This window comes from Streptosporangium sp. 'caverna' (genome assembly GCF_003203775.1).
Taxonomy (GTDB): domain Bacteria; phylum Actinomycetota; class Actinomycetes; order Streptosporangiales; family Streptosporangiaceae; genus Streptosporangium; species Streptosporangium subroseum.
This window is the reverse complement of sequence record NZ_CP029711.1, coordinates 6,840,323-6,863,957: the sequence shown is the minus strand read 5'-3', so window position 1 is coordinate 6,863,957 and position 23,635 is coordinate 6,840,323. Positions and strand designations below refer to the sequence as shown.

16 protein-coding genes are annotated in these 23,635 nt (G+C 71.1%); 7 read left to right on the top strand and 9 right to left on the bottom strand.

The features are described from left to right. Positions 1-210 precede the first annotated feature (210 nt). Positions 211-3,216, top strand: a complete 3,006-nt coding sequence (locus tag DKM19_RS29965) for a discoidin domain-containing protein (RefSeq protein ID WP_110700179.1) — start codon at positions 211-213, stop codon at positions 3,214-3,216. Positions 3,217-3,392: 176 nt separating this feature from the next. Here DKM19_RS29965 and DKM19_RS29960 read toward each other — a convergent pair whose 3' ends face one another. Continuing rightward, a complete protein-coding gene (locus tag DKM19_RS29960) occupies positions 3,393-3,890 on the bottom strand; it encodes a MarR family winged helix-turn-helix transcriptional regulator (protein WP_110700177.1) in 498 nt (165 codons plus the stop codon). A 234-nt stretch (positions 3,891-4,124) separates the two neighbouring features. On the opposite strand from DKM19_RS29960, the gene DKM19_RS29955 reads away from it, so the two are divergent. After that, positions 4,125-4,592, top strand: coding sequence for a cupin domain-containing protein (locus DKM19_RS29955; RefSeq protein ID WP_110700175.1), 468 nt, complete (start codon positions 4,125-4,127; stop codon positions 4,590-4,592). A gap of 143 nt (positions 4,593-4,735) precedes the next feature. Here the strand turns inward: DKM19_RS29955 and DKM19_RS29950 are convergent, their stop codons facing one another. The 6 genes from DKM19_RS29950 to DKM19_RS29925 all read right to left on the bottom strand — a co-directional run bounded on the left by DKM19_RS29950 (position 4,736) and on the right by DKM19_RS29925 (position 13,434). Then, on the bottom strand, positions 4,736-5,887 hold the full coding sequence (locus tag DKM19_RS29950) for a DegT/DnrJ/EryC1/StrS family aminotransferase (RefSeq protein WP_110700173.1): 1,152 nt from the start codon (positions 5,885-5,887) through the stop codon (positions 4,736-4,738). Between the two features lie 74 nt (positions 5,888-5,961). Beyond that, positions 5,962-7,467 (bottom strand): lipopolysaccharide biosynthesis protein, encoded by a 1,506-nt coding sequence (locus DKM19_RS29945; RefSeq protein WP_110700171.1) that lies wholly within the window; start codon positions 7,465-7,467, stop codon positions 5,962-5,964. Positions 7,468-8,089: 622 nt separating this feature from the next. Next, the gene (locus DKM19_RS29940) at positions 8,090-9,358 is read right to left on the bottom strand and encodes a M20/M25/M40 family metallo-hydrolase (protein ID WP_110700169.1); all 1,269 of its coding nucleotides are present in this window, start codon (positions 9,356-9,358) and stop codon (positions 8,090-8,092) included. A gap of 322 nt (positions 9,359-9,680) precedes the next feature. Beyond that, entirely contained in the window at positions 9,681-11,762 is a 2,082-nt protein-coding gene (locus tag DKM19_RS29935; RefSeq protein ID WP_110700167.1) for a prolyl oligopeptidase family serine peptidase, read from the bottom strand. Positions 11,763-11,764: 2 nt separating this feature from the next. Further along, positions 11,765-12,826 (bottom strand): C39 family peptidase, encoded by a 1,062-nt coding sequence (locus DKM19_RS29930; protein WP_239513657.1) that lies wholly within the window; start codon positions 12,824-12,826, stop codon positions 11,765-11,767. 224 nt (positions 12,827-13,050) lie between these two features. Then, positions 13,051-13,434: an Lsr2 family protein gene (locus DKM19_RS29925; protein ID WP_110700165.1), complete on the bottom strand. Its 384-nt coding sequence runs from the start codon at positions 13,432-13,434 to the stop codon at positions 13,051-13,053. Positions 13,435-14,490: 1,056 nt separating this feature from the next. Between DKM19_RS29925 and DKM19_RS29920 the strand changes: the two genes are divergently transcribed. From DKM19_RS29920 to DKM19_RS29910, 3 genes are all read left to right on the top strand, one after another. Then, entirely contained in the window at positions 14,491-15,036 is a 546-nt protein-coding gene (locus DKM19_RS29920) for an HD domain-containing protein (protein WP_110700163.1), read from the top strand. A 207-nt stretch (positions 15,037-15,243) separates the two neighbouring features. Continuing rightward, the gene (locus tag DKM19_RS29915) at positions 15,244-15,612 is read left to right on the top strand and encodes a nuclear transport factor 2 family protein (protein ID WP_110700161.1); all 369 of its coding nucleotides are present in this window, start codon (positions 15,244-15,246) and stop codon (positions 15,610-15,612) included. 62 nt (positions 15,613-15,674) lie between these two features. Then, positions 15,675-16,022 (top strand): DUF1330 domain-containing protein, encoded by a 348-nt coding sequence (locus DKM19_RS29910; RefSeq protein WP_110700159.1) that lies wholly within the window; start codon positions 15,675-15,677, stop codon positions 16,020-16,022. 191 nt (positions 16,023-16,213) lie between these two features. Here DKM19_RS29910 and DKM19_RS29905 read toward each other — a convergent pair whose 3' ends face one another. Together DKM19_RS29905 and DKM19_RS29900 are read right to left on the bottom strand one after the other, a co-directional pair. Next, on the bottom strand, positions 16,214-16,555 hold the full coding sequence (locus DKM19_RS29905; protein WP_110700157.1) for a cupin domain-containing protein: 342 nt from the start codon (positions 16,553-16,555) through the stop codon (positions 16,214-16,216). A 12-nt stretch (positions 16,556-16,567) separates the two neighbouring features. Further along, a complete protein-coding gene (locus DKM19_RS29900) occupies positions 16,568-19,306 on the bottom strand; it encodes a LuxR family transcriptional regulator (RefSeq protein ID WP_110700155.1) in 2,739 nt (912 codons plus the stop codon). An 84-nt stretch (positions 19,307-19,390) separates the two neighbouring features. Between DKM19_RS29900 and DKM19_RS29895 the strand changes: the two genes are divergently transcribed. Both DKM19_RS29895 and DKM19_RS29890 read left to right on the top strand, forming a co-directional pair. Further along, entirely contained in the window at positions 19,391-20,839 is a 1,449-nt protein-coding gene (locus DKM19_RS29895; RefSeq protein WP_239513656.1) for an SWIM zinc finger family protein, read from the top strand. Beyond that, complete coding sequence (locus tag DKM19_RS29890; protein WP_110700153.1) at positions 20,836-23,631, top strand: DUF6493 family protein; 2,796 nt, start codon at positions 20,836-20,838, stop codon at positions 23,629-23,631. Before DKM19_RS29895 ends, DKM19_RS29890 begins: the two co-directional genes overlap by 4 nt. The last annotated feature ends 4 nt before the right edge of the window (positions 23,632-23,635 follow it).

The window sequence follows — 23,635 nt, the reverse complement described above, 5'->3', positions numbered from 1 at the left end:
ACGCCCGCTGTAGGCCCCGGTCCTGCGGAAACACGCCTCAGAGGCATGTTCGCCGAGCCGAGTTCTTCCGGTGCGTGAGCGGCGCGTTTCGAACCCGTGAAGGGAAGAGCCTTGACACTGCTCGATCTCCAGGAGCACCCTCGATTACGGAGAGCGCTCTCCTCCTCTGTCGTCCTCGTACGGCAGGCACCCCCTTTTCGAGGAGAGATCGTGCATCCAGCTCGTAGTTCGGGCCGGTTCCGGTTGGGCCTGGTCATCGCCGCTCTGGCGAGCCTGGTCGTTTCCGGTCTGGCATTCATCAGTCCGGCGGCGGCTGCCGACGGCCTGCTGTCGCAGGGCAAGACGGCGACGGCCTCGTCGTCCGAGGGCGCCGCCTACAGCGCGGCGGCGGCGGTCGACGGAAACCTGACGGGCACCCGGTGGGCCAGCTCGTTCAGCGATCCACAGTGGCTCCAGGTCGACCTGGGCGCCACCGCGACGATCAGCAGGGCCGTGCTGACCTGGGAGGCCGCCTACGGCAAGGCGTTCAAGCTCCAGGTCTCCGGCGACGGCTCCACCTGGACCGACATCTACTCGACCACCACCGGCACCGGCGGCACCCAGACGCTGGACGTGACCGGCTCCGGCCGGTACGTACGGATGTCCGGCACCGTTCGCGGCACCGGCTACGGCTACTCGCTGTGGGAGTTCCAGATCTACGGTCAGCCGGGCACCGGTGGCGGCGGCGGGCCCGAGCAGCCCGGCGCCTGGACCGAGGTGTGGAAGGACGACTTCACCGGAGCCGCCGGCACCTCCCCCTCGGCCGCGAACTGGATCCTGCGCACCGGCAAGCAGTATCCCGGCGGCGCCGCGAACTGGGGCACCGGCGAGGTCGAGACCATGAGCGCCTCGACCGCCAACGTCTTCCTGGACGGCGGCGGTTACCTGAACATCAAGGCGATCAAGGACGGCGCGGGCAACTGGACCTCCGGCCGGATCGAGACCCAGCGCACCGACTTCACGCCTCAGCCGGGCGAGATGCTCAGGTTCAGCGCCCGGCTCAAGCAGCCCGACGTCGCGAACGCCCTGGGCTACTGGCCCGGTTTCCGGGCGACCGGCGCCGCCTACCGGGGCAACTACAACAACTGGCCGTCCGTCGGCGAGACCGACATCATGACCGACGTCAACGGCCGCGACCAGCTGGCCAACGCTCTGCACTGCGGCACCGCCCCCGACGGGGTGTGCAACGAGTACAACGGCCGCACCGGCGGCTTCGCCACCTGTGAGGGCTGCCAGAGCGGCTACCACGAATACAGCCAGGTCATCGACCGGACCAAGACCGACGAGGAGGTCCGCTTCTATCTCGACGGCAGGCAGACCTGGGTCGTGCGCGAGAGCCAGGTCGGCGTCGCCGCCTGGAACGCCGCCCTCCACCACGGCTTCTACCTCCGCTTCGACCTGGCCATCGGCGGCTCGCTGCCGAACGCTCTCGCGGGCGTCACGACGCCGACCGCCGCCACCACCTCCGGCGGAGTGCTGAGCGTGGACCAGGTCTCGGTCTCCAGGCAGGCCGGCACCGTCCCCGCCGCCATGACCGACCCCGCCACCCCGGCCGGGCCGAGCACGGTCAGGGTCACCGGTTCGCAGGGCAACTGGCAGCTCCAGGTGAACGGCTCACCCTACGAGATCAAGGGCATGACCTACGGCCCGCCGCAGGCCGCGGCCGACGGCTACATGCGTGACCTCAAGGCCATGGGCGTCAACACGATCCGCCTCTGGGGCGTCGACGACGCCAACACCCCGGCGCTGCTCGACAGGGCGGCCCAGCAGGGCATCAAGGTCATCGTCGGGCACTGGCTCAACCAGGGCGCCGACTACGTCAACGACACCGCGTACAAGACCAGCGTGAAGAACGAGATCGTCGCCCGGGTCAACAGCCTCAAGGGCCGCCAGGGCGTGCTCATGTGGGACGTCGGCAACGAGGTCATCCTCACCATGCAGGACCACGGCCTGCCGGCCGACGTGGTCGAGCAGCGGCGGGTGGCGTACGCGAAGTTCGTCAACGAGGTGGCGCAGGCGATCCACGCCGCCGACCCGGGCCACCCGGTCACCTCCACCGACGCCTACACCCAGGCCTGGACCTACTACAAGGCCTACTCCCCGGCGCTGGACCTGCTCGCGGTCAACTCCTACGGCGCCATTCACACCGTCAAGCAGGACTGGATCAACGGCGGATACACCAAGCCGTACATCGTCACCGAGGCCGGACCCGATGGTGAGTGGGAGGTCCCCAACGACGTCAACGGCGTCCCGAACGAGCCGACCGACCTGCAGAAGCGGCAGCAGTACACCGCCAGCTGGAACGCGATCAAGAGTCATCCGGGCGTCGCGCTCGGCGCCACCGAGTTCCACTACGGCCTGGAGAACGACTTCGGCGGGGTGTGGCTCAACACCACCACCGGCGGCTGGCGGCGGCACGGCTACCACGCGCTCAGGGCGGCCTACACCGGGCAGGCCTCGGCGAACACACCCCCGGAGATCACCTCGATGACGGTCGGTTCGCAGACCGCCGTCCAGGCCGGGAAGGCCTTCACCGTCGAGGTCGCCGCGACCGACCCGAACAGCGACCTGATCCGCTACAACCTCATGTTCAGCAACAAGCACATCAACGGCAACCGCGGCCTCGACAACGTCCGGTTCACCCAGACCGGCCCCGGCAGGTTCACGGTGACCGCGCCGGAGCAGATGGGCGTGTGGAAGGTCTACGTGTACGCCTTCGACGGGCAGGGCAACGTCGGCATCGAGCAGAGGTCGTTCCGCGTGGTCCCCCCGGTGCTCACCGGAACCAACGTGGCGCTCGGCAAGCCGACCACCGCCTCCACCTATCAGCCGACCGGCGACGGCGGCCCGTTCACCCCGGGCCGGGCCACCGACGGCAGCTTCACGTCCCGGTGGGCCAGCGAGTGGGCCGACCCGCAGTGGATCCAGGTGGACCTCGGCGCGTCCACCGCGATCAAGCGCGTCCAGCTCGGCTGGGAGAGCGCGTACGGCAAGGCGTACCAGCTCCAGACCTCGGCCAACGGCTCGGACTGGAGCACCGCCTACTCGACCACGACCGGTGACGGCGGGTTCGACGCCATCGAGCTCAACGCGTCGGCCAGGTACGTCCGGCTGAACCTCACCCAGCGCGGCACGGCGTACGGCTACTCGCTCTACGAGTTCGGCGTCTACAGCTAGGGGCCGTGACCGGGAAGGTTCACCCGCGCGCTCCACGCGGAGTGCGGTGAGAAGGGTGTTGACGATCGTTGGTCACACATCGATCGTCAGCACCCTTCGTCGATCCCGCACCCCCAACGGGATCGGAGCACTCGTCCAGTGCTCTGTTTCCTGGTGTTTCCTGGTTCTTAGAGCGGTCAGGTGGAACGGTGTCCGCGGTGACGAGACTCGGGAGCCGGGCGGGTGCGGTTGGTGATCGAGCTCTCGATGGTGGCGGCGGTGGCGGTGAAGGACCGGATCGCCTGTTCGTCAAGGTGCCGGGTGGAGATCTCCTCAAGGGCGGCCCACATGGTCTCGATGGGCCGGCGCAGCTCCCGGCCCCGCTCGGTGAGCCAGACGTTGAGCACCCGCCGGTCATGCTCGTTGGGCCGGCGGGTGACCAGCCCGGCCTCCTGCATGCGGCGCAGCGACTTGGAGACGGTCGAGTGGTCCAGGCCAACGCTGTCCAGCAGTTCGGACTGGGTCTGGCCGTCCTGGTCGAACAGCTGCATCAGCAGCAGTTCCTGGCCGGGATGCAGGCCGAGGTCGCGCAGCATCCCGGCGGCGACGCCGCGGTGTGCCCGCGCGAGGGCGAAGATGGCGTAGCTCAGGCGGCCGCCATGGACAGAGCCGGGCGACTGCGGGGTCGCTGCCATAGTGTTCCACCTTCCAGTTCCGTGGCTGGCCACATAAATTAGCACGAGTTCTGTGGCCGGCCAACGAAACGCCGATTTATGTTGCCAGCCACATAAATGGGAGATACCTTCATGTGGCCAGCCACATAAATGGTCATCCCGCAAGGAGCACCCTGTGAAGACCCATGCGCCCGCCCGCCCGCCGTACGACCCCGAGTTCGCCACGCTGATCGCCAACAGCCCGCTGCCCGTCGCATGAGCTCGGCCTATCTCGCGCAACGCGACCAGCAGCAGCAACTCGAGTGGATCGACGGCGGGATCTTCTCCGTACTGCTCGACAAGGACGCAACCGAGGGGCAGCTGACCGTGGGCCGCTTCGACGTGGCCAAGGGTGAGGCTCCGCCGTACCACATGCACACCCGTGAGGACGAGATCTTCCTGCTCATCAAGGGCACCGCCCTGGTGTGGGCCGGTGATGAGGAGACCAATCTGCGCGAAGGCGGCATCGTCTTCCTGCCGCGCAACATCCCGCATTCCTACCGCATCACCTCCGAGCGCGCGGACCTGCTGCTGATCACTACCCCCGGTGGCATCGAGGGCATGTTTCGCCATGCCGGGCGCGACCTCCGCACACCCCGGCCCGAAGGTTTCCAGATCCCCAAGGAACTCCTGACCGAGGCCTCGGAGCTGTACGGCGGCGTCATCCTCGGCCCGCCCCGATAACCCCACGCCCAAAAGGGAGACATTTCACGCTCTTCACGTCCGGAGACAGCGCCATGCTGCTCATCGCCCACCAGCTCGGCACCGTGGCCTGGGCGCGTTCGGCCGCCTTCGAGGACGACAGGCTCCGGGTGCTGTTTTCAGCGCTAGGAGATGTCGGAGGAGACCGTGGGAAGGAGCGGGGACGCCGGAGTGAGCCTCTCGAGGACCGGCATGGCGCGGTGGGCGTGGAGCGGGTCGACGGGCAGTACGTGCCTGCCCCACCAGAGGGCGATCTCGGGGCGGGGCGAGGGATCGGTGAAGCCGGGCAGGTAGCCGTCGTAGGGCGGGTCGTAGAGATATCCGGTCGCCACCCCGCGGCGCTCCAGCGCGGCGATCGCCGCGTTCCGGTCGGCGACCAGCAGCGGCACCCGGAAGAGAGGCTGGTGAAGGTGGTCGCGGACGGCCGGGGCCACGATGGGCAGTCTGGACAGCATCCGGACCCCCGCGACGCGCTCGGCGCGCCGGTGGGGCAGGGCGCACAGCCGCTGCACCTGGTACCACTGCGACAGGGGGCCGAGCCGGGTCCGGTAGTCGTGCAGGTCCGCCCGGACCCAGGAGTCGAAGGCCGGGAGTCCGGGGGCCGTGCGCAGCGCGGCGACCAGGTCTCCGAGACGCGGCGGGATGCGGTGACCGTCGCGAGGCTCCTCCATGCCCAGCGCGCGCATCGCGCGCAGGGCGGGCCGCACCAGGTTCAGGCGTAGCGCGGTGTGCCGGACGGCCGAGGTCAGGATGGTGATGATCTCCCGGTGGAGGGCGCCCGGCCGGAGCAGCCGGTCGCGCTCGCGCCGCAGGGCCCGCAGGTCGGCCTCGTGCTCGACCGCGAGGACCCCGCCGGATCCGGCGCCGACGTGCTTGGACAGGCTGAAGACCCCGGCCACCCCGAAGGCGCCCAGCGGCCGGCCGTCCACGGTGGTCTCGATCGCGTGCGCGACGTCCTCGATCAGAATCTTGCCGGTGAAGGCGGCCACCCGGTCGGGCAGGCCGTACAGGTTGGTGGTCAGCACGGCGTCGATCCGGTCGAGGTCGACGGCGCCCGCGTCGATGTTGCCGTCGCGGGGCGACAGCGGGGCGATGACCGGGCGCAGCCCGGCGGCCAGCACCAGGAACAGGATCTCGTCGGCCGACAGCGGTGACATCAAGAGCCGCTGGCCGGGACGGCACCAGTGCCGCAGCGCCAGATACAGGCCCAGGCGGTTGGAGGGCAGCGCCAGGCAGCGGCGACCCGTACGTTTCGCCACGACGTCCTCTGGAGTCACCGGTGACCGTCCATCACTGCCCCCGACACGGCGGCAAGCTCGTGCGGCGGTGGATCGCAGGGTCGCATCGTGTCCTACGCGGCGACGGTCGGCGAGGCCTTGCCGACCTTGATCACTCTGCGCAGACCGGGGAGGATGATGAGCGCGATCAGAAGCTGACTGGCCAGCATCCCGTACCCCACCCCGACGATGCCGGCGGAGGGGAAGATCGCGGCGACGGAGACGAGCACCAGCACCGCCATCCCGATCTGGACGGCCGCCAGGCTCCGGGCACTGCTCTGCGCCCGCAGCATGCTGAGGTAGATCTCGATCAGTGTGCCGGGCAGTACGGCCAGCGCCATCAGGCGGAGCAGCGGCGTGCCCTCCCTGGAGAGCTCCGGGCTGAAGATGTTCAGGATCAGCGGGGCGGCGACGACGACCATCACGATGATCGGCCCGACGATCAGGAAGGTGCGGCGGAGCGCGTTGCGCACGCTCTGCGCCAGCCGGGCGGCGTTGAAGGAACCCTCCACGGTCAGCGAGACCGCCATGTTCGCCGCCAGGAGCTCGATCATGCAGCCCAGGGTGTGGGCTATCGAGAAGTAGCCGAACATCGCCGCGTCGTTGAGCCAGGCGGCGACCATGACCGGGACCAGGTAGACGATCAGCAGGACGGAGAGCGTGCCGGGAAAGTCTCCGGCCAGGAACCGGCCGACCTCGCGGAGCGGCGGCGGGTTCGCGGCGGACTCCCTGGTCTCCCTGACGTGCCGGGGGATGACGATCGTGAAGATGAACCAGTTGATCGGGATCAGCGCCAGGGCGGTCGGCACGATCCAGGAGATGAAGATCCCCCCGAAGAGCCCGCCGTCGGGCAGCGCGCGCGCCAGCCCGACGAGCATGGCCATCTTGACCAGGCCGAAGGCCAGGCTGTTCACCGGCACCCAGATGGCCCTGCGCAGCCCGGCGAGCGTCACGTCCTGGAGGGTGAAGACCGTCCAGACCAGGACGGAGACCAGGAAGAACAGCCCCGGGCCGAACCCGCCGAGGTGGCCGTAGACCGGTCCCCAGAGAGGGAGGGTCAGCAGGAATCCGAGCGCGGCCACCAGACCGGCGACTCCTGCGATCACGTAACCGCGCACGACGAACTCGGCGGTGCGCCGGCCCGCCACCGGAATGAACCTGGCCAGGGCGCCGACGAACGCCAGCCCGGTGAGCGAGGCGAACAGGCGCAGAACGCTGATCATGGTCTGCCCCTCGCCGAAGGCGGAGGCGGAGTAGAGATGCGTGGCCAGGACCCAGTAACCCAGGCCGAGCACGGCGGTGATCGCCGTGTTGATCATCAGTGCGTAGCCCTGGAGGAACAGCGGGTTGCGGAGGTCCGCCCGCAGGCGATCCATGAGGCCGGTCCTCGAGCCTTGGGCCATCGTGGGGTCGGTCATCGCTCCGTCAGCATCGAACGGAGCGGTTGCATCGTCCTTGCCGGCGACTTTCACCAGGTCGGAGGCCGCACTCGCCTCGGGCTCCCGTCGATCTCGCCGGGCGTCGGCGGCGAGACCCTCGCCCGGCGGCCAGACCCGCCGCTCCGCGTCCCTCTCACTCACCCCCGCGCACCCGGCGCAGGCCGTACCGGGTGATGGGCGGCCCTGGCCTGGCCCTCGGCCGGCATCCGCTTCTTCGGACGGATCGGCGGCGGCCCGGCGAGGACCGGCGGGCGCGCCGCCGGTGATCGCGTCTCATGACCGGACCGGCCGGACGCCGAGTGGTACATCAGGATCGGCACGTGAGTCATGATGCCCAAGTTTCAGGGAGGCGGCGTCCGGCTGCTTTTCCCTGGGATCCGGGGCGGGCCGATCGTGGTGGCGGCCTCCTGACCAGGGTGTTTGCCTTCCCCCATGGCGTTCTCCGGCGTGCGGAATGCCCCGATGAAAACCGCTTTCTTCTCCTGGGGCGGCCCGGCTGTGAGTTTGCTCAGAGTCCGCTGTGAATCGGTCGAGAGCAGGCCGGGAGAGCGCGAGAAAGCGGGAGGAGAGCGGGCAAGGGGCAAGAAAGGGACGGGGAAAGAGGCGAAGAGGGCTGGAGCCGGAGGGCAAGGGAGCAGGAGGCGAGAAGGGACGGGAAGCGGAGGGCGGAGACGAGAATCGGAGCAGGAGGGCGAAGATCGGGGGGCGAGAAGGGACGGGAAACGGCGGGCGGAGGTGAGAGGAGTGGAGCCGAGAGCGAAGGTCAGGAGGCGAGGAGGCGGTCCAGGACGCGCACGCCGAACTCCAGGCCCTCGACGGGGACACGCTCGTCCACGCCGTGGAACATGCCGTAGTAGTCCAGATCCGGGCTGAGCATCAGCGGGGCGAAGCCGTAGCCCTTGATGCCGAGCTTGTCGAAGGACTTCGCGTCCGTGCCGCCGGACATCACGTACGGCACCGGCCGCGCGGCCGGATCCTCGGCGACGAGGGCGGCGCAGAGCTGCTCGAAGAACGGCGAGTCCAGCGGCGCGGACGGGGCGTCGCCGAAGCTGACGAACTCCCGGGTGATCTTCGGGCCGAGCAGGCGGTCGATCGTCTCCAGGAACTCGTCGCGGTATCCGGGCAGGAACCGCCCGTCGATGTACGCCGTGGCCGTGCCGGGGACCACGTTGACCTTGTAGCCGGCCTCCAGCATCGTCGGATTCGCCGAGTTGCGGATCTGCGCCTCGAACAGCCTGCCGATCCGGCCCAGCCGTTCGGCCTCCTTCTCCAGGCGGTCGGCGTCGATGCTCTCGCCGAGGATGTCCGACAGGCTCTCGACCAGGGCCGCCACCCCGGGCGTCAGCCGTATCGGCCACTGGTAGGAGGCGACCCTGGACAGGGCGTGGCAGATCTCGGCCACGGCGTTGTCCGCCGGCGGGCGGGAGCCGTGCCCGGCGATGCCGTGGGCGGTGAGCCTCATCCAGGCGGTGCCGCGCTCGCCCACCGAGACCGGGTAGATCCGCGCGTCCGGTGTCGCCTCTACGCTGTAGCCGCCGGACTCGCTGATGGCCTCGGTGCAGCCGTCGAACAGCTCGCGGTGCTGCTGCACCGCGAGCTTCGCGCCGTACTCGCCGGTGGCCTCCTCGTCGGCGAGGAACGCCAGCACGAGGTCCCGTTTCGGCCGTACCCCGCGCCGGGCCCAGTCGCGGACCAGGGCGAGCGTCATGGAGAGGGTGCCCTTCATGTCCACCGCGCCCCGGCCCCAGACGCAACCGTCCTCGATCTCCCCGGAGAACGGGTGAATCCGCCAGTCGGCGGCCACGGCCGGGACCACGTCGAGATGGCCGTGCATCAGCAGGGCCTCGTCCGAGTCGCCCGGGATCCTGGCGACCACGTTGGTGCGGTGCCTGTCCGACTCGAACACGACCGGTTCGACGCCGGTCTCCGCCAGCAGCTCGGCGACGTATTCGGCCGCCGGCCGCTCGCCGGGGCCCGGATTGGTGGTGTCGAACCTGATCAGGTCCGAGCAGATCCGTGCGACCTCGCTCATTGAAGAAAGCCCTCCTGGAAACGACGGGTCAAGGTGCGTGCCGGGGGTGAGCCGGGGCGTGGCGGACTCCCGCTCAGCTCTCCGACACTTGCTCACGGTGCTCGGCCGATTACTTTGAGTCTACATTGGGGGTGTTTCAATGCTTATACGGCCAGGTAAGAAATAGGTCCCGGGCTCAGAATCATGCAGCGTACCCTCACCCACGCCCGAGGCCTTCCCCCGAGTCCCGCAGGAGCAGGAGAAGGCCGGACGGCTCGGCGCGTGGAGACCCGCGCCCCCGGCCTGGCGGGGGTGGACGACCCTCGACGAGGACGCGGACGGTTCACAGGCCGCGCAGAATCAGCGGCGGCACCTCGGGCGTCGGGAAACCGAAGATCAGACCGTAGAAGGCCAGTTCGGCTTCGAGCGCGGCCACGATGGTCTCCTCCCGCCGCCAGCCGTGCTGCTCCCCGGGAAAGGTCAGATACGCCCACGGCGTGCCCCCGCGCTCCAGCGCGGCGGCGAACCGCTCCGCCTGGACCGGATCGACGATCGCGTCCTCCAGACCGTGCATGAGCAGGGCGGGGCCGGACGCGCGATCGGCGTGCAGGGTGGGAGAACGATCCAGGTAGCGCTGCCGGGTCTCCGGGAGCGGGCCGATCAGGCCGTCGAGATAGCGCGACTCGAAGTCGTGGGTCTCCGCCGCCCAGCTCTCCGGGTCGGTGATCGCGTAGTGGGCCACCGCGCCGCGGAACACCTCGCTGTGCACCAGCGCGGCCAGCGACGTCCAGCCGCCCGCGCTGCCGCCCCTGATCGCGACCTTGGAGGGATGCGCCCGCCCGGCGGCGATCAGCCCGCGCGCCACCGTCTCGCAGTCGCGCACGTCCACCACCCCCCATCGGTGCCGCAGCCGCTCCCGGTAGGCCCGGCCGTACCCGGTGGAGCCGCCGTAGTTCACGTCGGCCACGCCGATGCCCCGGCTGGTGAAGTAGGCGATCTCCAGGTCGAGGACCATCGCGGAGGCGCTGGTCGGCCCGCCGTGCACGAAGATCACGTAGGGGGCCGGTCCGGTGGCGCCGCGCGGCGGGTGGAGATGGGCGTGCACGCCGTCGAAGGTCACCGCCTCGGGCGCGGGCAGCGCGTCGCGAGGGGGCAGGTCCTTCTTCGCCGACAGTACGGCGTGCGCGCCGGTCCGCAGGTCCACCGACACGACCTCGAACGGTGTGTACGGCGAGGCCGCCACGCCCGCCACCAGATCACCGGAGGCCGAGAGCGTGGGGTTCCAGTAGGTGGCCGGGGTGTCGACGTCGACGATCTCGCCGCCCGCCGGGTCGAGCACGCCGAGACGGCGGTGGGCCGGGGTGCCGTGCACGAGGACGATCCGCTCGCCCGCGAGCGCGAACCAGGTGCTGCCGAGCCGCCAGAGGGCGTCGCCGCAGTCTTCCCGGCGCGGGGCCAGGTCGCGGGCGGGGGAGCCGTCGAGGGGGATCAGGTGCAGGTTCCACCAGCCGTCGGGGTCGGTGAGCGCGTAGAGGGCGCCGTCGTCGCGCCACTCGGCCTGGATCACCGACTCGTCCGGGCCGCCGGCGACGACCCGGTACGGCCCGGCGGAGCCGTTCGCGTCCAGGGGGGCGACGCACAGCTCGGTGCCGTCCCAGGGCATGGCCGGGTGGTCCCAGCCGATCCAGGCGACGTGGGTCCCGCCGGGGGAGATCCGCGGGTTGGTCAGGAAGTGCTGGGCGGTGACGATGACCCGGACCGGCCCGCCGTCCAGCGGCACCGCCACCAGGTCACGGCGGGGGGGGACGCGGGAGCCGGGGCCGGCCTGGGCGGGGTGGATCTCGCGGACGGCCCAGACCTCGTCGCGGCCGGGCGGGAGGTACAGGTCGCCGTAGCGGGCCCCGTCGTCGTCGGTGAGGGCGATCGGCTCGGAACCGCCCGAACCTTCGGTGAGGGTGGTCGGCTCGGGGCCGCCCGGATCAGTGATGAGGGTGACCGGCTCGGGGCCGCCCGGATCCGCGGTCAGAGCGACCGGCTCGGCCGCCTTGGGGCCGCCCGGGCCCGTGGCGGGGGCGACCTGCTCGGCCCGCTCGGCTCGGCCCGGTCCGCCGCCGGAGGCCGGGGCGGGGCGCTCGCCGTACAGGTAGACGCGCTGGTCGGACCAGTTGGTGAAGACGATCCGGCCGTCCGGCAGCGGCCGCCAGGAGCGCCCGCCGTACTCGATGAGGCGGTTGCGGGAGTTCCAGCCCGCGGGGATCGCGTCGCGCGGCACGCCGTCAGGCCCGCACCGGACCACGCATCTGCGCCCGCCCTCATGCGGACGGGGCTCGTCCCACCACACCTCCTCCCCGAGGATCTCGACCCAGAGCGGACGGTCGTCCACCCTGGCCACATCGACGGGACGGATGGGAGAGTCGTTGAGCATGATCACCAATTGCCGTCGGAAGGGGGCAGGGAAATGTCGGGCGGGTGGACGACGTGCACGATTCCCCCGCTGCCGGAACCGCGGAGCCAGACGTTCTCGAACGCGGCCCGCGGATATACCCGGCGCACCGAGTGGTCGTCCGGCGCCGCGGGATCGTTGGCGATGACGTCACCGCCCGCGGTGAAACCGACGACGACCATGATGTGGCCGCCGGTGGAGTATCCCGAACCGGGCAGCTCGTGCTCCCGGAACGACTGTGAGGTGAGCACCGGGATCCCGGCGTGGACGAGGCGCTCCAGCTCGGTGAGCGAGCGCAGCCGGGTGACGAAGCCCTCCATGCCGTACCGGCCGGCGTAGGCGACGCCGAACGGCCAGTTGCCGGTGCCCTGATAGCTGTGGTCGTACATGTATCTGGCGGCGTGGTCCACGGCCGGGCACGGGTCGCCGGGCGTGACCCACGACAGGTCGGCCTGGCGCGGCCCGCGCTTCCAGTAGTCGAGGACCATGGTCATCGAGGCGGGGCTGCACCAGTTGTCCCCGCCGCCGTCCCACTGGGGGAAGTGTCCCGCGTGGACCCTCTGCGACCGGCGCGGCACGTCCAGCTCGACGCCCCCGTTATCCCCGGACGGGCTCACCGGCACCGTGGTCCGGGAGGGAACCGCCGAGGCCATCACCCCGGCCCGGTGCACCTTCGCGCCCGAACCGTACAGCGTGAACCTGAGCCGGTAGGCGGTGACGGCTCCGGCGGCCACGTAGGTGTCCACCGCGACGTCGCCGTCGGAGTCGCCCTGACCGGGCAGGGACGTCCGGTGGACGTCGGTGTCGTCCTCGGCCCAGCGGCCCATCACGTACCACTTGGTGAGGGCGCCGGAGGCGGTGCGGGCCTGGAGCCCGACCTCCAGCCAGGTCCCCGGAGGGGTGCTCGCCGCCCAGGACGGCACCAGCTCGGTGGCGGGGAACCCGATGGTCCTCTCCTCGCTGGTCCAGCGGGTGTATTCCCAGGTCCTGGTGGTGCCGCCGAAAGGATCGTGATACTCGGCCGATCCGATCTCACGCGGGTCCACGCTCGTCCACCGATGGAGGACGACGGGGCTCAGATGGGCAGGCAACAGGGTGACCACCTGGTTGATTGTGGTTTCGGGGCGGTGGGGGCGCATCGGATGGTTTACGTATCCGACATACGAAACCATGGTCGACACGCCCACCGGAGGGGGCCCCTCTCCAGCACTCCCGGTCGGCTACGACGCCGGCACCCCTGCAAGGTCCGGGAGTTCCGTTCCTGCGTTTCTTACTTGCTGAACGCGGCCTCCGGTGCTTTTTTGCCCGAGGCCTTGGCCATGCTGGGGTCACCGGCGGCGAAAGCCTCCGCGACCTTCCCTCCGATGCGCCCGCGCTCGCTCACCTCGATCCCGTGTGCCTTGGCCCACGCCCGGATCTCGGCGCTCCGTTCCCGGTTGCCGGTGGAGCTCTTCGCCCGGCCCTTGCGGGTCAGGGGAGTGCCTGCCTTGCGCGCCGCCGACCGGAAGGGCTGGAGGGCGTCTCGAAGCTTCGTGGCGTTTTTCGTGCTCAGGTCGATCTCGTAAGTGGTTCCGTCCAGGCCGAACGAGACAGTCTCGTCCGCCTGCTTCCCTGTGATGTCATCGGTGAACGTGACAACTTGCTGACGTGCCATTGTGTCACTCCTTAATCTTGGCGTCAGAGTGTGCGGCTGTGAACCGGCCGACGATGGCTCTCGCGTCTCTTCCCCGCGTGTAAAACTCTAGTCCTTCCTTTCGCCGCCGCGCATGAGAAACCCTGTCCGTTGATGGTCCAGGCTCCCGGGTTAATTACTCAAGGTTGAACTCCGGTGCCTTGACGTCATTGATAAATGCTTCCCGCTCTTGACGGGCTAAAAACAGCGGCTCGCTTGGAGGTGCCTTGACACCTCGCATGACTGCATCCGCGGCATGTCAGTGATGGTCTTTCCGGATGACCTCAAGGGGGTGCTTTGAACTTTCGTGACCTCTGGTCGGGTTCCGTGGTCGTAGCCACGAAAAAAATCGACTTCTGCCACTTTGGGTCACCAGGGTCCATCGCTCCTCTGCCGGTTCTCCCGGGCGTGTCGCGTGGCGGGGCCGAGCGGGCGGCCCCGGATGTTCGGCCGACGTCGGCGACCTTTTTCCGCTGGTGAAAACCGTAGGGGTCGCGACGGGCGACAAGAGGGGGGTGCGGTCCCGGCGGAGCGAGAACGGCCGTTCCGGCCATCGCGGAGGCTCGGAAGGTAATTTCCATGCGTTGAGGCTCGCAACGGAACGCATTCCGGTGATTCAGGGGACAAATGGTTTACTCGTGGCCCAGAATGCGTCCTGTTTGCCCGTGGGTTTGACCGGGGCCGGTCAGATGGCTTCGAAGGTGCCCGTGAAGGCGTGGAGCCGATCGCCTCGGGTCTCACCTCCGACGCTCTCCGGTAAGGGAAGAGTCGCTCGGCGGTGCGCGTGATTCCGGCCGTCGCGCATTGTGAGGAGCGTGGCGTCGCCGCCGTTTGTGCCTTCGATACCGATTGGCCCGTTCCACCGTCCCGAGAGATCAATGGATACTCTTCGAATTGCCCCCGTGATGGTGGAGAGCGGATGACAATCCACGCGCCGGCCGGGATCGGGTCCATGGGATATCCGTCACGCGAGTGGGCCGCCCGCCGAAGACGGCGACGCCACGAGTAAGATCACAGTATCGGCCCGAGGAGCTGACGATGACCTTCACCCTTGACGACGCCCATCGACTGGCGGATCGCGCTCACGAAGGGCAGACGGACAAGGCCGGGCTGGCCTACATCCACCATCCGGCGGCGGTCTCCAGGGCGCTCGAGCCCCACGGCCTGCAGGCACAGATCGCCGGGATGCTCCACGACGTCGTCGAGGACACCGCCCTGACGCCCGAGGACCTGCTGGAGGCCGGGGTCGAGCCGTACACGGTGGAAGCGATCATGGCCGTCACCCGCAACGAGGGCGAGACCTACGACGACTTCGTCCGGCGGGCCGCGGCGCACCCCCTGGGCCGGCTCGTCAAGCGCGCCGACATCGGCCACAACACCGCCGAAGAACGGCTGGCCGTGCTCGATCCGGAGAAGGCCGCCTCGCTCAGGCGCAAATACGAGAACGCGCTGAGGATCCTCGACGAGTCCGAGTCCGAGTCCGAGTCCGAGTCCGAGTCCGAGTCCGAGTCCGAGTCCGAGTCCGAGTCCGGCCGCCGCCGCCCGGCGGAGGGCTCTCCGACGAACGCCCGTTCCGAACCCTGAAACGCCGGAACGCCGGCCCGGCTCCCATCGCCCTCCCCGAGTCCGGCAGGCAGGAGCGGGCCGGCCTCCACCGCCACCACGACCGGTGCATGGTCTGAGCAGGTACGGGTCTCATGGGGGCGAAAGTACTTAAGCGTGTCAGATTCCCCGTCGTTCCCGTCTTCCTAAGTTGGTGGTCACAGGAGAGCACGACCACTGAGGAGAGACATGAGCGACACGAACGATCTGGTCCAGCGCTACCTCGCCGCGTGGAACGAGACCGACGCCGCCGCGCGGCAGGCCGTTCTGGCGGAGGTCTTCGCCGAGGACGCGGTGTACACCGACCCGCTGGTCTCCGTTCAGGGCAGGGACGGGCTCGACGCCGCCATCGCGGCGATCCAGGGGCAGTTCGGCGGGCTGGTCTTCAGCCTCGGCGGCGCCGTGGACGCCCACCACGACATCGCGCGGTTCACCTGGCACCTGGGACCCGAGGGCGCCGAGCCGGTCGCCATCGGCTTCGACGTCGCGGTGATCGGCGACGACGGGCGGATCAGCCGGGTGCTCGGCTTCCTCGACAAGGTGCCGGCCGGAGTCTGAACACCTCGGGGCGGATCACCGGACCGGTCCGCCCCGCTCATCCGAGGAACAGAGGAGGAACCATGACCGCCTACGTCATAGCTCACCTGCAGGAAGCCGCTCCGCATCCGGAGATCGCTGAGTACATCGAGCGCATCACCGCCACCTTCGAGCCGTACGGCGGACGCTTCCTCGTGCACGGCACGCAGCACGAGGTGAAGGAGGGCGGCTGGCCCGGGCACGTCGTGATGATCGGCTTCCCCGGGGTCGCCGAGGCTCGGGCCTGGTGGGACTCACCCGCGTACCAGGAGATCGCGCCGCTGCGCTCGCGGCACATCGAGGGCGACATCATCTTGGTCGGAGGCATCCCCGAGGGCTACGACCCGGCTTCCACCGCGAAGGCGATCCGGGAGGCGCTGCCCGCCGGGTAGCCCTCGGGCTCGGGCCGGTCCCGGCGCCGCCGGGACCGGCAACCGTCACATCCGTTGAGTGCGCCACGAGGCGCTGTGAGCCCGTGTGAAGGCGAAGGGCCCGCACCGTTGTCCCGTCGCGGCAGGACGGGCGGGCCACCGGCTCTTCGCGGGCGACGGGGACCGGCTCGACGCCGATCTCCTGGAGTTCGTCAGGCGGTGACGTCGTAGTTGAATCCGAAGGCGCGCAGACCGGTCTCCGTACGGGGCCGGTGGCTCGTCTCCGGGCCGAAGGCGACGTAGGTGCCCGGGCCGTGGGTGCGGTCGCCCTCGATGACTTCGCCGCTCACGACGAAGTACGCCTCGCCGTAGGTCTCGTGGACGTCGAGGTCCGGCCATTCGGCGCCCGGGGCGATGTCGATCACCCACGTCCTGATCCCCGGCATGCCCGGGAGCATCCGTACGTGGACACCGGGGCCCAGCTCGACCGGCGGGACCTCGTCGACGTCCACGGGGAGTATCTGTCCAGGTAGCACCTGTTCCGGAGCGATCATCGAGAAAATATCTCACAGCCCCAGTTGATCGGCGAAATCCTTGAGCTCGCTCCGGGAGGCGACGCCGAGCTTGGGATAGGCCTTGTAGAGGTGGTAGCCGACCGTCCGGTGGCTGAGGAAGAGCCGCGCGGCGATGTCGCGGTTGGACAGACCCTGCGCGGCGAGCCGGGCGATCTGCAGTTCCTGCGGGGTGAGGCCGGCGGCCACGCCTTCGGCGGGCCTGGCGCCCTGGTTCTGGGAGCCGGTCGCGGTGAGCTCGCCGCGGGTGCGTTCGGCCCACGGCCGCATGCCGAGCCGGTCGAAGATCTCCAGGGCATCGTTCAACGACCCTCGCGCCTCGGCCTTCCGCCGAGCCCTGCGCAGCCATTCGCCGTGGAGCAGCGCGGTCCTGGCGTACTCCAGCGCGCGGCCGTCCTGGTCGTGCAGTTCGAGGGCCTCCGTGTAGAACGCCTCGGCCTGGTCGTCGTCGGCGAGCAGCCCACGGCAGCGCAGCACGAGCGCGTCGGCCCACGGCTGCCGGACCGACCCGGCCCACCGCTCGAAGCGCGCCAGAGGCTCGGCGGCGCGTTCCGGCGCCCCCACCCGTACGGCCGACTCCACCAGGTCGGGGGTGGAACGAGTGGCGCAGATGTGATGCCGCATCGGCTCTCGGGTCAGGCGCTCGAAACGGGCGAGCGCCGCCTCGGCGCGGCCGAGGCCGAGGTCCAGCAGCCCGAGCGCCCAGTGCGCCCACGGCGCTCCGGGGGAGATGGCCCCGGCGGTGGCCCCCGCCAGCCCCTCCTCGGCGTAACGCCGGCAGGCCGCCTCCTCCCCCCTGGCCGCGTCGAGGTAGGCGAGCACACTGCTGAACTGGCTGACCCACTGCTGCTGGCCGGTGTCGTGGGCGAGCCCCAGGGCCTCGGTCGCCGTGGCGAGCGCGTCCAGGTGCCGTCCGGTGAACACCTCGCCCTCGGCCATGAAGAACAGCACCGTCGGCAGCCGCCCGGCACCGCCCCGCGCGCGGTGTTCGGCGGCGAGCGCGGTCGCCAGCTCGTAGGCGTCGGCGTCCTGGCCCAACGCGAGTGCCGCTCCGCAGAGGATCGTCAATGCCTGGTCGGGGACCCGGCCCCGCCTCCGCACCGCCGCGAGGGTGTCGCCCAGCGGCGGCGGCCGCTCGGAACGGCCCCGGTCGAGGTGGACGAGGTAGGGCCCCACCGGCGCGAGCGGATCCGCATCGTCCAGCGGCAGCGCCACCAGCCGGTCCAGCGTCTCCGCGAGCTGCCGTTCCCCCAGGTACCAGGAGGTGTGAACGGCATGGATCAGCAACACGGCGGCCTGGCTCGGATCGGTGTCGCGGACGAACTCGGCGCCGTCGAGCAGCAACCGGTGGGCGGTGGGGTAGGAGCCCTGCCAGAAGTCCGCGAGCGCCCGCACCTGGGCGATCCGCGCGTTCACCGCCGGGGCCTCGTCCAGCCGCCGGGCCGCGCGGTCTCCGAAGGCCCTGGCACGCTCCAAATCGCCCGCCTCCAGGGCCGCCTCCGCCGCCAGGGCCTCTCGGTGAGCCCTGGCGGCGGGCTCGGCGCTCAGGCGGGCGGCCCGTTCGTACGCCGCCGCGGCCGCCTCGTGGCCGCTGCGTTCGCGGGCGCGGGCGGCGGTGCGTTCCAGCGCGGCGGCGGCCTCCTCGTCGGCTCCGGTGGCGGCGGCCGCCAGATGCCAGGCCCTGCGGTCGGCGTGCTCGGGCGAGCCGAGGGCGGCGGCGAGCGCGCGGTGGACGGCGAGGCGTTGCCCGAGCGGCGCCCGCTGGTAGACGGCGGCGCGAATCAGAGGATGGCGGAAGCGAATCGTGGTGCCGTCGGCGTCGCCGCGGAGCACCAGGCCCGCCCGCTCGGCGGGGGACAGGTCCTCGACGGCCGCCCCCAGCGCGGCGGCGGCGGGCAGGATCACGGTGAGCTCGCCGGTCTCGTCGGCCGCCGCCACCAGGAGCAGGCTCTGGCAAGCCTCCGGCATCCGGCTGACCTGGCCGTGGAAGGCCAGTTGGAGGCGGCTGGTGAGAGGGAGCGCCCCGGGCGAGAACACGCTGCCGCCCTCCGCGGCCAGGGCGACCGGCAGCTCCAGCAGAGCCAGCGGGTTGCCGCCGGCCTCGGCGAGCAGGCGGTAGCGCACGGCGGGCGCGAGCGGATGCCGGTCGAGCAGGGCCGCGGCCGCCTCCGGGGCCAGCCCGGAGAGGCGCAGCTCCGGAAGGCCGGGGGCGGGGAAGGACCCCTCGCCGTCCCGGGCGGCGAAGATCATGACCACGCCCTCGGCGTGCAGGCGCCGGGCGGCGAACAGGAGCGCGTCCCGCGACGCCCGGTCGAGCCACTGCGCGTCGTCGACGAGGCACAGCAGCCCTGTCTCGTCCGCGTGCTCCGCCAGCAGGGAGAGCACCGCCAGCCCCACCAGCATCGGCTCGGAGCCGGCCGCGGGCCCGAGCCCGAACGCCGCCTCCAGAGCCTCGCGCTGCGGGTCGGGCAGCGCGGCGAGGGATCCGAGCGCCGGGCGCAGCAACAGCTGCAGCCCCGAGAACGGCAGCTCCGCCTCGAACTCGACCCCCGTACCGCGGACCAGCCGCATGTCACCGGCGGCCGCGGCGGCGTGGTCGAGCAACGCCGTCTTGCCGATGCCCGGCTCACCGCGCAGCACCAGCGACGAGCTGGTGCCCGCCCGGGCTCTCGCCAGCAGTTCGGCGATCGCGTCCTCTTCGGATTTCCTCCCGTGCAGCTCCCCCATGCCCATGATCTCATTCTGGCATTCGTCCGGATCCGGCTGCTCAGCGCGGTCGGCGCGATTTTGTCGGTAGTGATCTCTAACGTCCGCCACATGACGAATGCAGTGCAGGCGTACTCATACGCGGGCCTATCCACCCTCTCCGAGGGCCACCTGGGACTGTCGACATCCGGGGGCCGGACGGCCACCGGCTTTCTCGACCATCCCCGGTTCTTCAGCGGGCTGCTCACCCAGGCCGCGCCCGCCGCGGCGGGGTTGCTGGCCGTCGCCGACGTGGCGCTGGCGCGCTACCACCGGCCGCAGCCCGGCTTCACCCGCGACCCGGTGGTGACCTGCGGCGGCGATCGGCTCCGCTTCGAGTCGTTCTCCGCCTGCGGCGGCGTCTACTCCCGGCTGGACGTGCTGGGCCCCGGCCTCGACGGTGAGGTGTTCGACCGCGGCACCACCAACGTGGACGTGAACAACCCGCTGCGTGAGGCGCTGGCCAGGGTCGGCGGGCGCGACCCGCTGCACCTCGGCGTCGGACCCGACGAGCTCACCGTGACCACGCTCGACGGCGCGGTGGTGGAGAAGAAGGTGCCGTTGCCCAGCCGGTGGCTGCGCGGTTTCGCCGAGGTCCAGGTGATCGCCGCCGGGTTCGACCTGCGCGCCGAGCTGGCGGGGCCGCAGGCCGTACGGTTCCTGCGCGGCCTGCCCAAGCGGGCGGCGGCCGAGGTGTGGGCCATCCCGGCGGGCAAGGAGTTGCGGCTGTCGGAGCGGTCGGCGCCGGGCGGGGTCCACCTGGCCGGGGTCGGGCGGCTGGCGACGTTGATGCCGCTGCTCCGGTTCGTCAAGGTCCTGCGCGTGTACGGCCCGTCCGACGGCTCCGGGTCCAGCGCCTGGGAGGTGGAGCTGCCCGGCATGCGCTACACGCTGGCCCTGTCCCCGCAGACCTGGCGCGGGTTCTCCGGAGAGGGCGCGGTCCTCGACGACCTCTCCGGAGACCAGGTGGCCGATGACGCCGACCTGGTCGGCGTCCTGCTCAACTTCGAGCCCACCCTGGAGCTCGGCCTGCTCGCCGAACGCTCGGGCCTTCCCCTCGATCGGGTCCGGGCCGCGCTCACCCAGCTCGGCACGGCCGGCCGGGTCGGATACGACCTCGCCGAGGCCGCCCACTTCCACCGCGAGCTGCCCTACGACCGTGACCACGTCGCCACGCTCAACCCCCGCCTGACCTCCGCCCGGACGCTGGTGGACAGGGGAGCAGTCCGGCCGACCGGCCCCGACTCCGCCGAGGTGACCACGGACGGCGGCGTCCGCGAGGTCAGGCTGCAGGCCGGGTCGTGCACCTGCCCCTGGTGGTACGACCACCGGGGATCGCGCGGTCCCTGCAAGCACGTCCTCGCCGCCCGCATCGCAGCGCGGGAGCTCCCGTCCCCGGAGACCACCTCGGTCTCGCGGAGCCCGCAGGTTCAGGAGGCCGCTCCGGCCCCGCAGAGCCTGCGGACCCAGGAGACAGCGTCGGCCACGCAGAGCCCGCAGACTCAGGAGGCCTCCCAGTGACCGTCTGGGACGAGGTCCGCAGCCTCATCGAAGCCCGCGACATCGCCGGGCTGGGGAATCGCCTGGCCGGGCTCGACGACGCCGAGCGGCGGGAGGTCGCCCGCGAACTCCCCGGCCACCTCAAGCTGGTGCGCCGCGCGCGGAACCTCTGGGAGGGGCAGGGCGACTGGGCCGAGCCGATGCGGGTGGCGGGCGCGGGCTCGCTCGGCGGCGCGGCGGCCGTGGCCGCCTGGCTGAACCGGCGTGACCTCGTGCTCTTCCCGTGGGACGCGCCCGGCGACACCGAGGCGCTCATCAAGGTGATCTCCGCGCGGGAGCCGCAGTGGCAGGCCGACCTGGTCGCCAGGCTCACGCTCCGGATCCGCGACGGGGAATCCCCGGGGGCGCCACTGGTCATGACCCTGCTCCGCCGTACCGGCGTGACCCCGCCGCAGCACGACCCGCTCGTGGTCGCCTGGCTCGGGGTGACCCCGAGCGCCTCCCGGTTGCGTGAGGATCCGCTGCTCGACGCCCTGCTGCCGAGGATCTTCGAGGCTCAGGGCGTCGGCCGGGCCCTGCTCGACGAGCGGAGCTCCCCGCTCAGCGAGACCTCCTGGCTCGGGGTTCTGACGGTGCTCAGCGGCGAGGGCAGGGTGTCGCGCGGGATGCTGCTGGACGGCTGCGTCAGCCGCTTCCTGCGCGGAGGAGACGCCCAGGACCTGAGGTTCTTCGCCCGGCTGCACGAGCTGCTCGAACCTTCCCCCGCCGAGACGGAGTCCCGTGCCCGCGACTATCTGCGGCTGCTGCCGGTCGCGCCCGGCCCGGTGGCCGAGCTGTCGCTCAAGCACCTGCGCCGCCTGGACCACCTCGATCCCGCCGACGTGACCGAGGCACTGGAGGGCCTGCTGTTCCGGGCGGAGGGCGGGCTGGTGCGCACCGGCCTCACCTGGATCGACCAGATCGTACGGCAGGCGCCGGAGAGGGCCGACGAGCTCGCCCCGGCCCTGGCCACGGCCCTCGGCCACGGAGCGCACGCCGTACAGGAACGGGCCGTCCGTCTCGCGGTCAAGCACGCCCGGCACCTCACCCCGCTGGGTGCGGAGACGCTGCGGGCGGCGCTCGCCACGCTCCCGCCCGACCTGGGCCGGCAGCTGGCCGGGGCGGTCGGGGGAGAGGCCGGACCGGAGGAGGAGCCGGAGGCCTTCACCCCGCCGGAGCTCACCGCACCGGAGCCGCCGGGGCCGTTACCCGCGCTGCCGGCCTCGGTCGCCGAGTTCACGAACACGGCGTGGTTCTCCACCTGGCAGTCGGTGGAGAGCTGGCTGGCGAGCTTCGCCCGGTTCGCGACCGAGGACCGTGAGACGTTGCGCACCGCACTTGGCCGGCAGACCCGCCACGCTCCCAACGTCTACAGGAAGGACAAGTGGTACGAGGTCTCCGACTGGTTCACGGCGATGGCCGCGGAGCTGGTCACCCCGGGAGCCGAACCCGACGGCGGCGGAGCGGACATGAAGGAGGCGCGCGAGTTCAGGAACGTGCTCTCGATCGCGGGGGAGTTCGCGGCCGTGGTGACGAGGGGGTTCCTCAGAGAGTTCGGCAGGGAGGTTCCGGCCACGGCGATGAGGGGGTTCCTCAGGGAGGTTCCGGCCGCGATGACGAGGGGTTCGGTCAGAGAGGTCGGCGGGAGGGGGCCCGCTCCCCGGAGAGCCGCGCCCGACCGGCTGCCCGACGCGAGCCGGGTCTCCGTGCCGCACCGGTTCCTGCTGCGGCGATGCGCCGAGGTGCTCGCCGCGCTCAAGGAGGACAGGCTCCCGTCCACCCTGCTGGCCACCCCGACCCACGACACCGGCCATCTCGACCCGGCCGAGTTCCTGACCCGGCTGGAGGCCGTCGAGGCCACCGGGGCCGAGCCGATGCCCGCCGACTTCCAGCAGGCGCTGCTCCGGCTGCCGCGGACCACGGACCCCGAGATCGTCGCACGGGCCGCCCGGCTGACCTCGGAAGCCGGGCGTCGCGCGGCGCGCTGGCTGGCGGACGGCCCGGCCGACCCCGAGACGAGTGTCTACTGGAAATATCACGAGAACGGGCGCACGAACTCCTTCGGCGAGCGTGAACCCGGCGGCGACTTCCAGGGAAGCATGATCGCGCAGCTGAGGGTCGAGCCCACCGGGCTGGCGTTCGTCGACGAGCTGCTCGGCGAGGCGTCCGGCGAGCGCTGGGGAAAGCACGGCGGCCACATGGACTGGTGGCCCGCCTTCCTACCCTCGCACCGCGACGCGGTCGCCGCGCACTACGTGCCGCACCTGACCCACTCCTGGGAGCAGCCCATGGTGCAACCGGCGTACGTGGAGATGCTCGCCGCGGCCGACGGGCCGGCGGGCGATGCCACCGCGCTGCTGCTCGCCTTCTTCCTGGCCCGGCAGCACCCGGACGAGGGCGTACGGCTCCTGCTGCGGATGGCGGCCAGGGGCGACCTGCCCGTGGTCGCGCTCGGAAGGCAGCTCGCCCTGCTCACCACCCGGACGGAGGCGAAGCTGTCCCACGCGACGGCCGGGCTGGAGCAGGCCGCACGGCAGGGCGCCCACTGGGAGGTCTGGGCGGTGATCCGCGCGGCGCTGCCGCACCTGCTGCCGAAGGCGGGGGAGAGACCGGCCACCGGCGTGACCGACCTCGTCGTCCTGGGCGCGGCGGTCGCACAGTGGGCCGGGGCGCGCGGAGAGATTCCCGAGGTCACGGCGGTCGCCGGGCGGAAGAGCTCCAGCCTGTTCGCCCGCGAGTGCCGCCGCCTGCGCGACCTCCTCGTCCGGCCCTGACCTC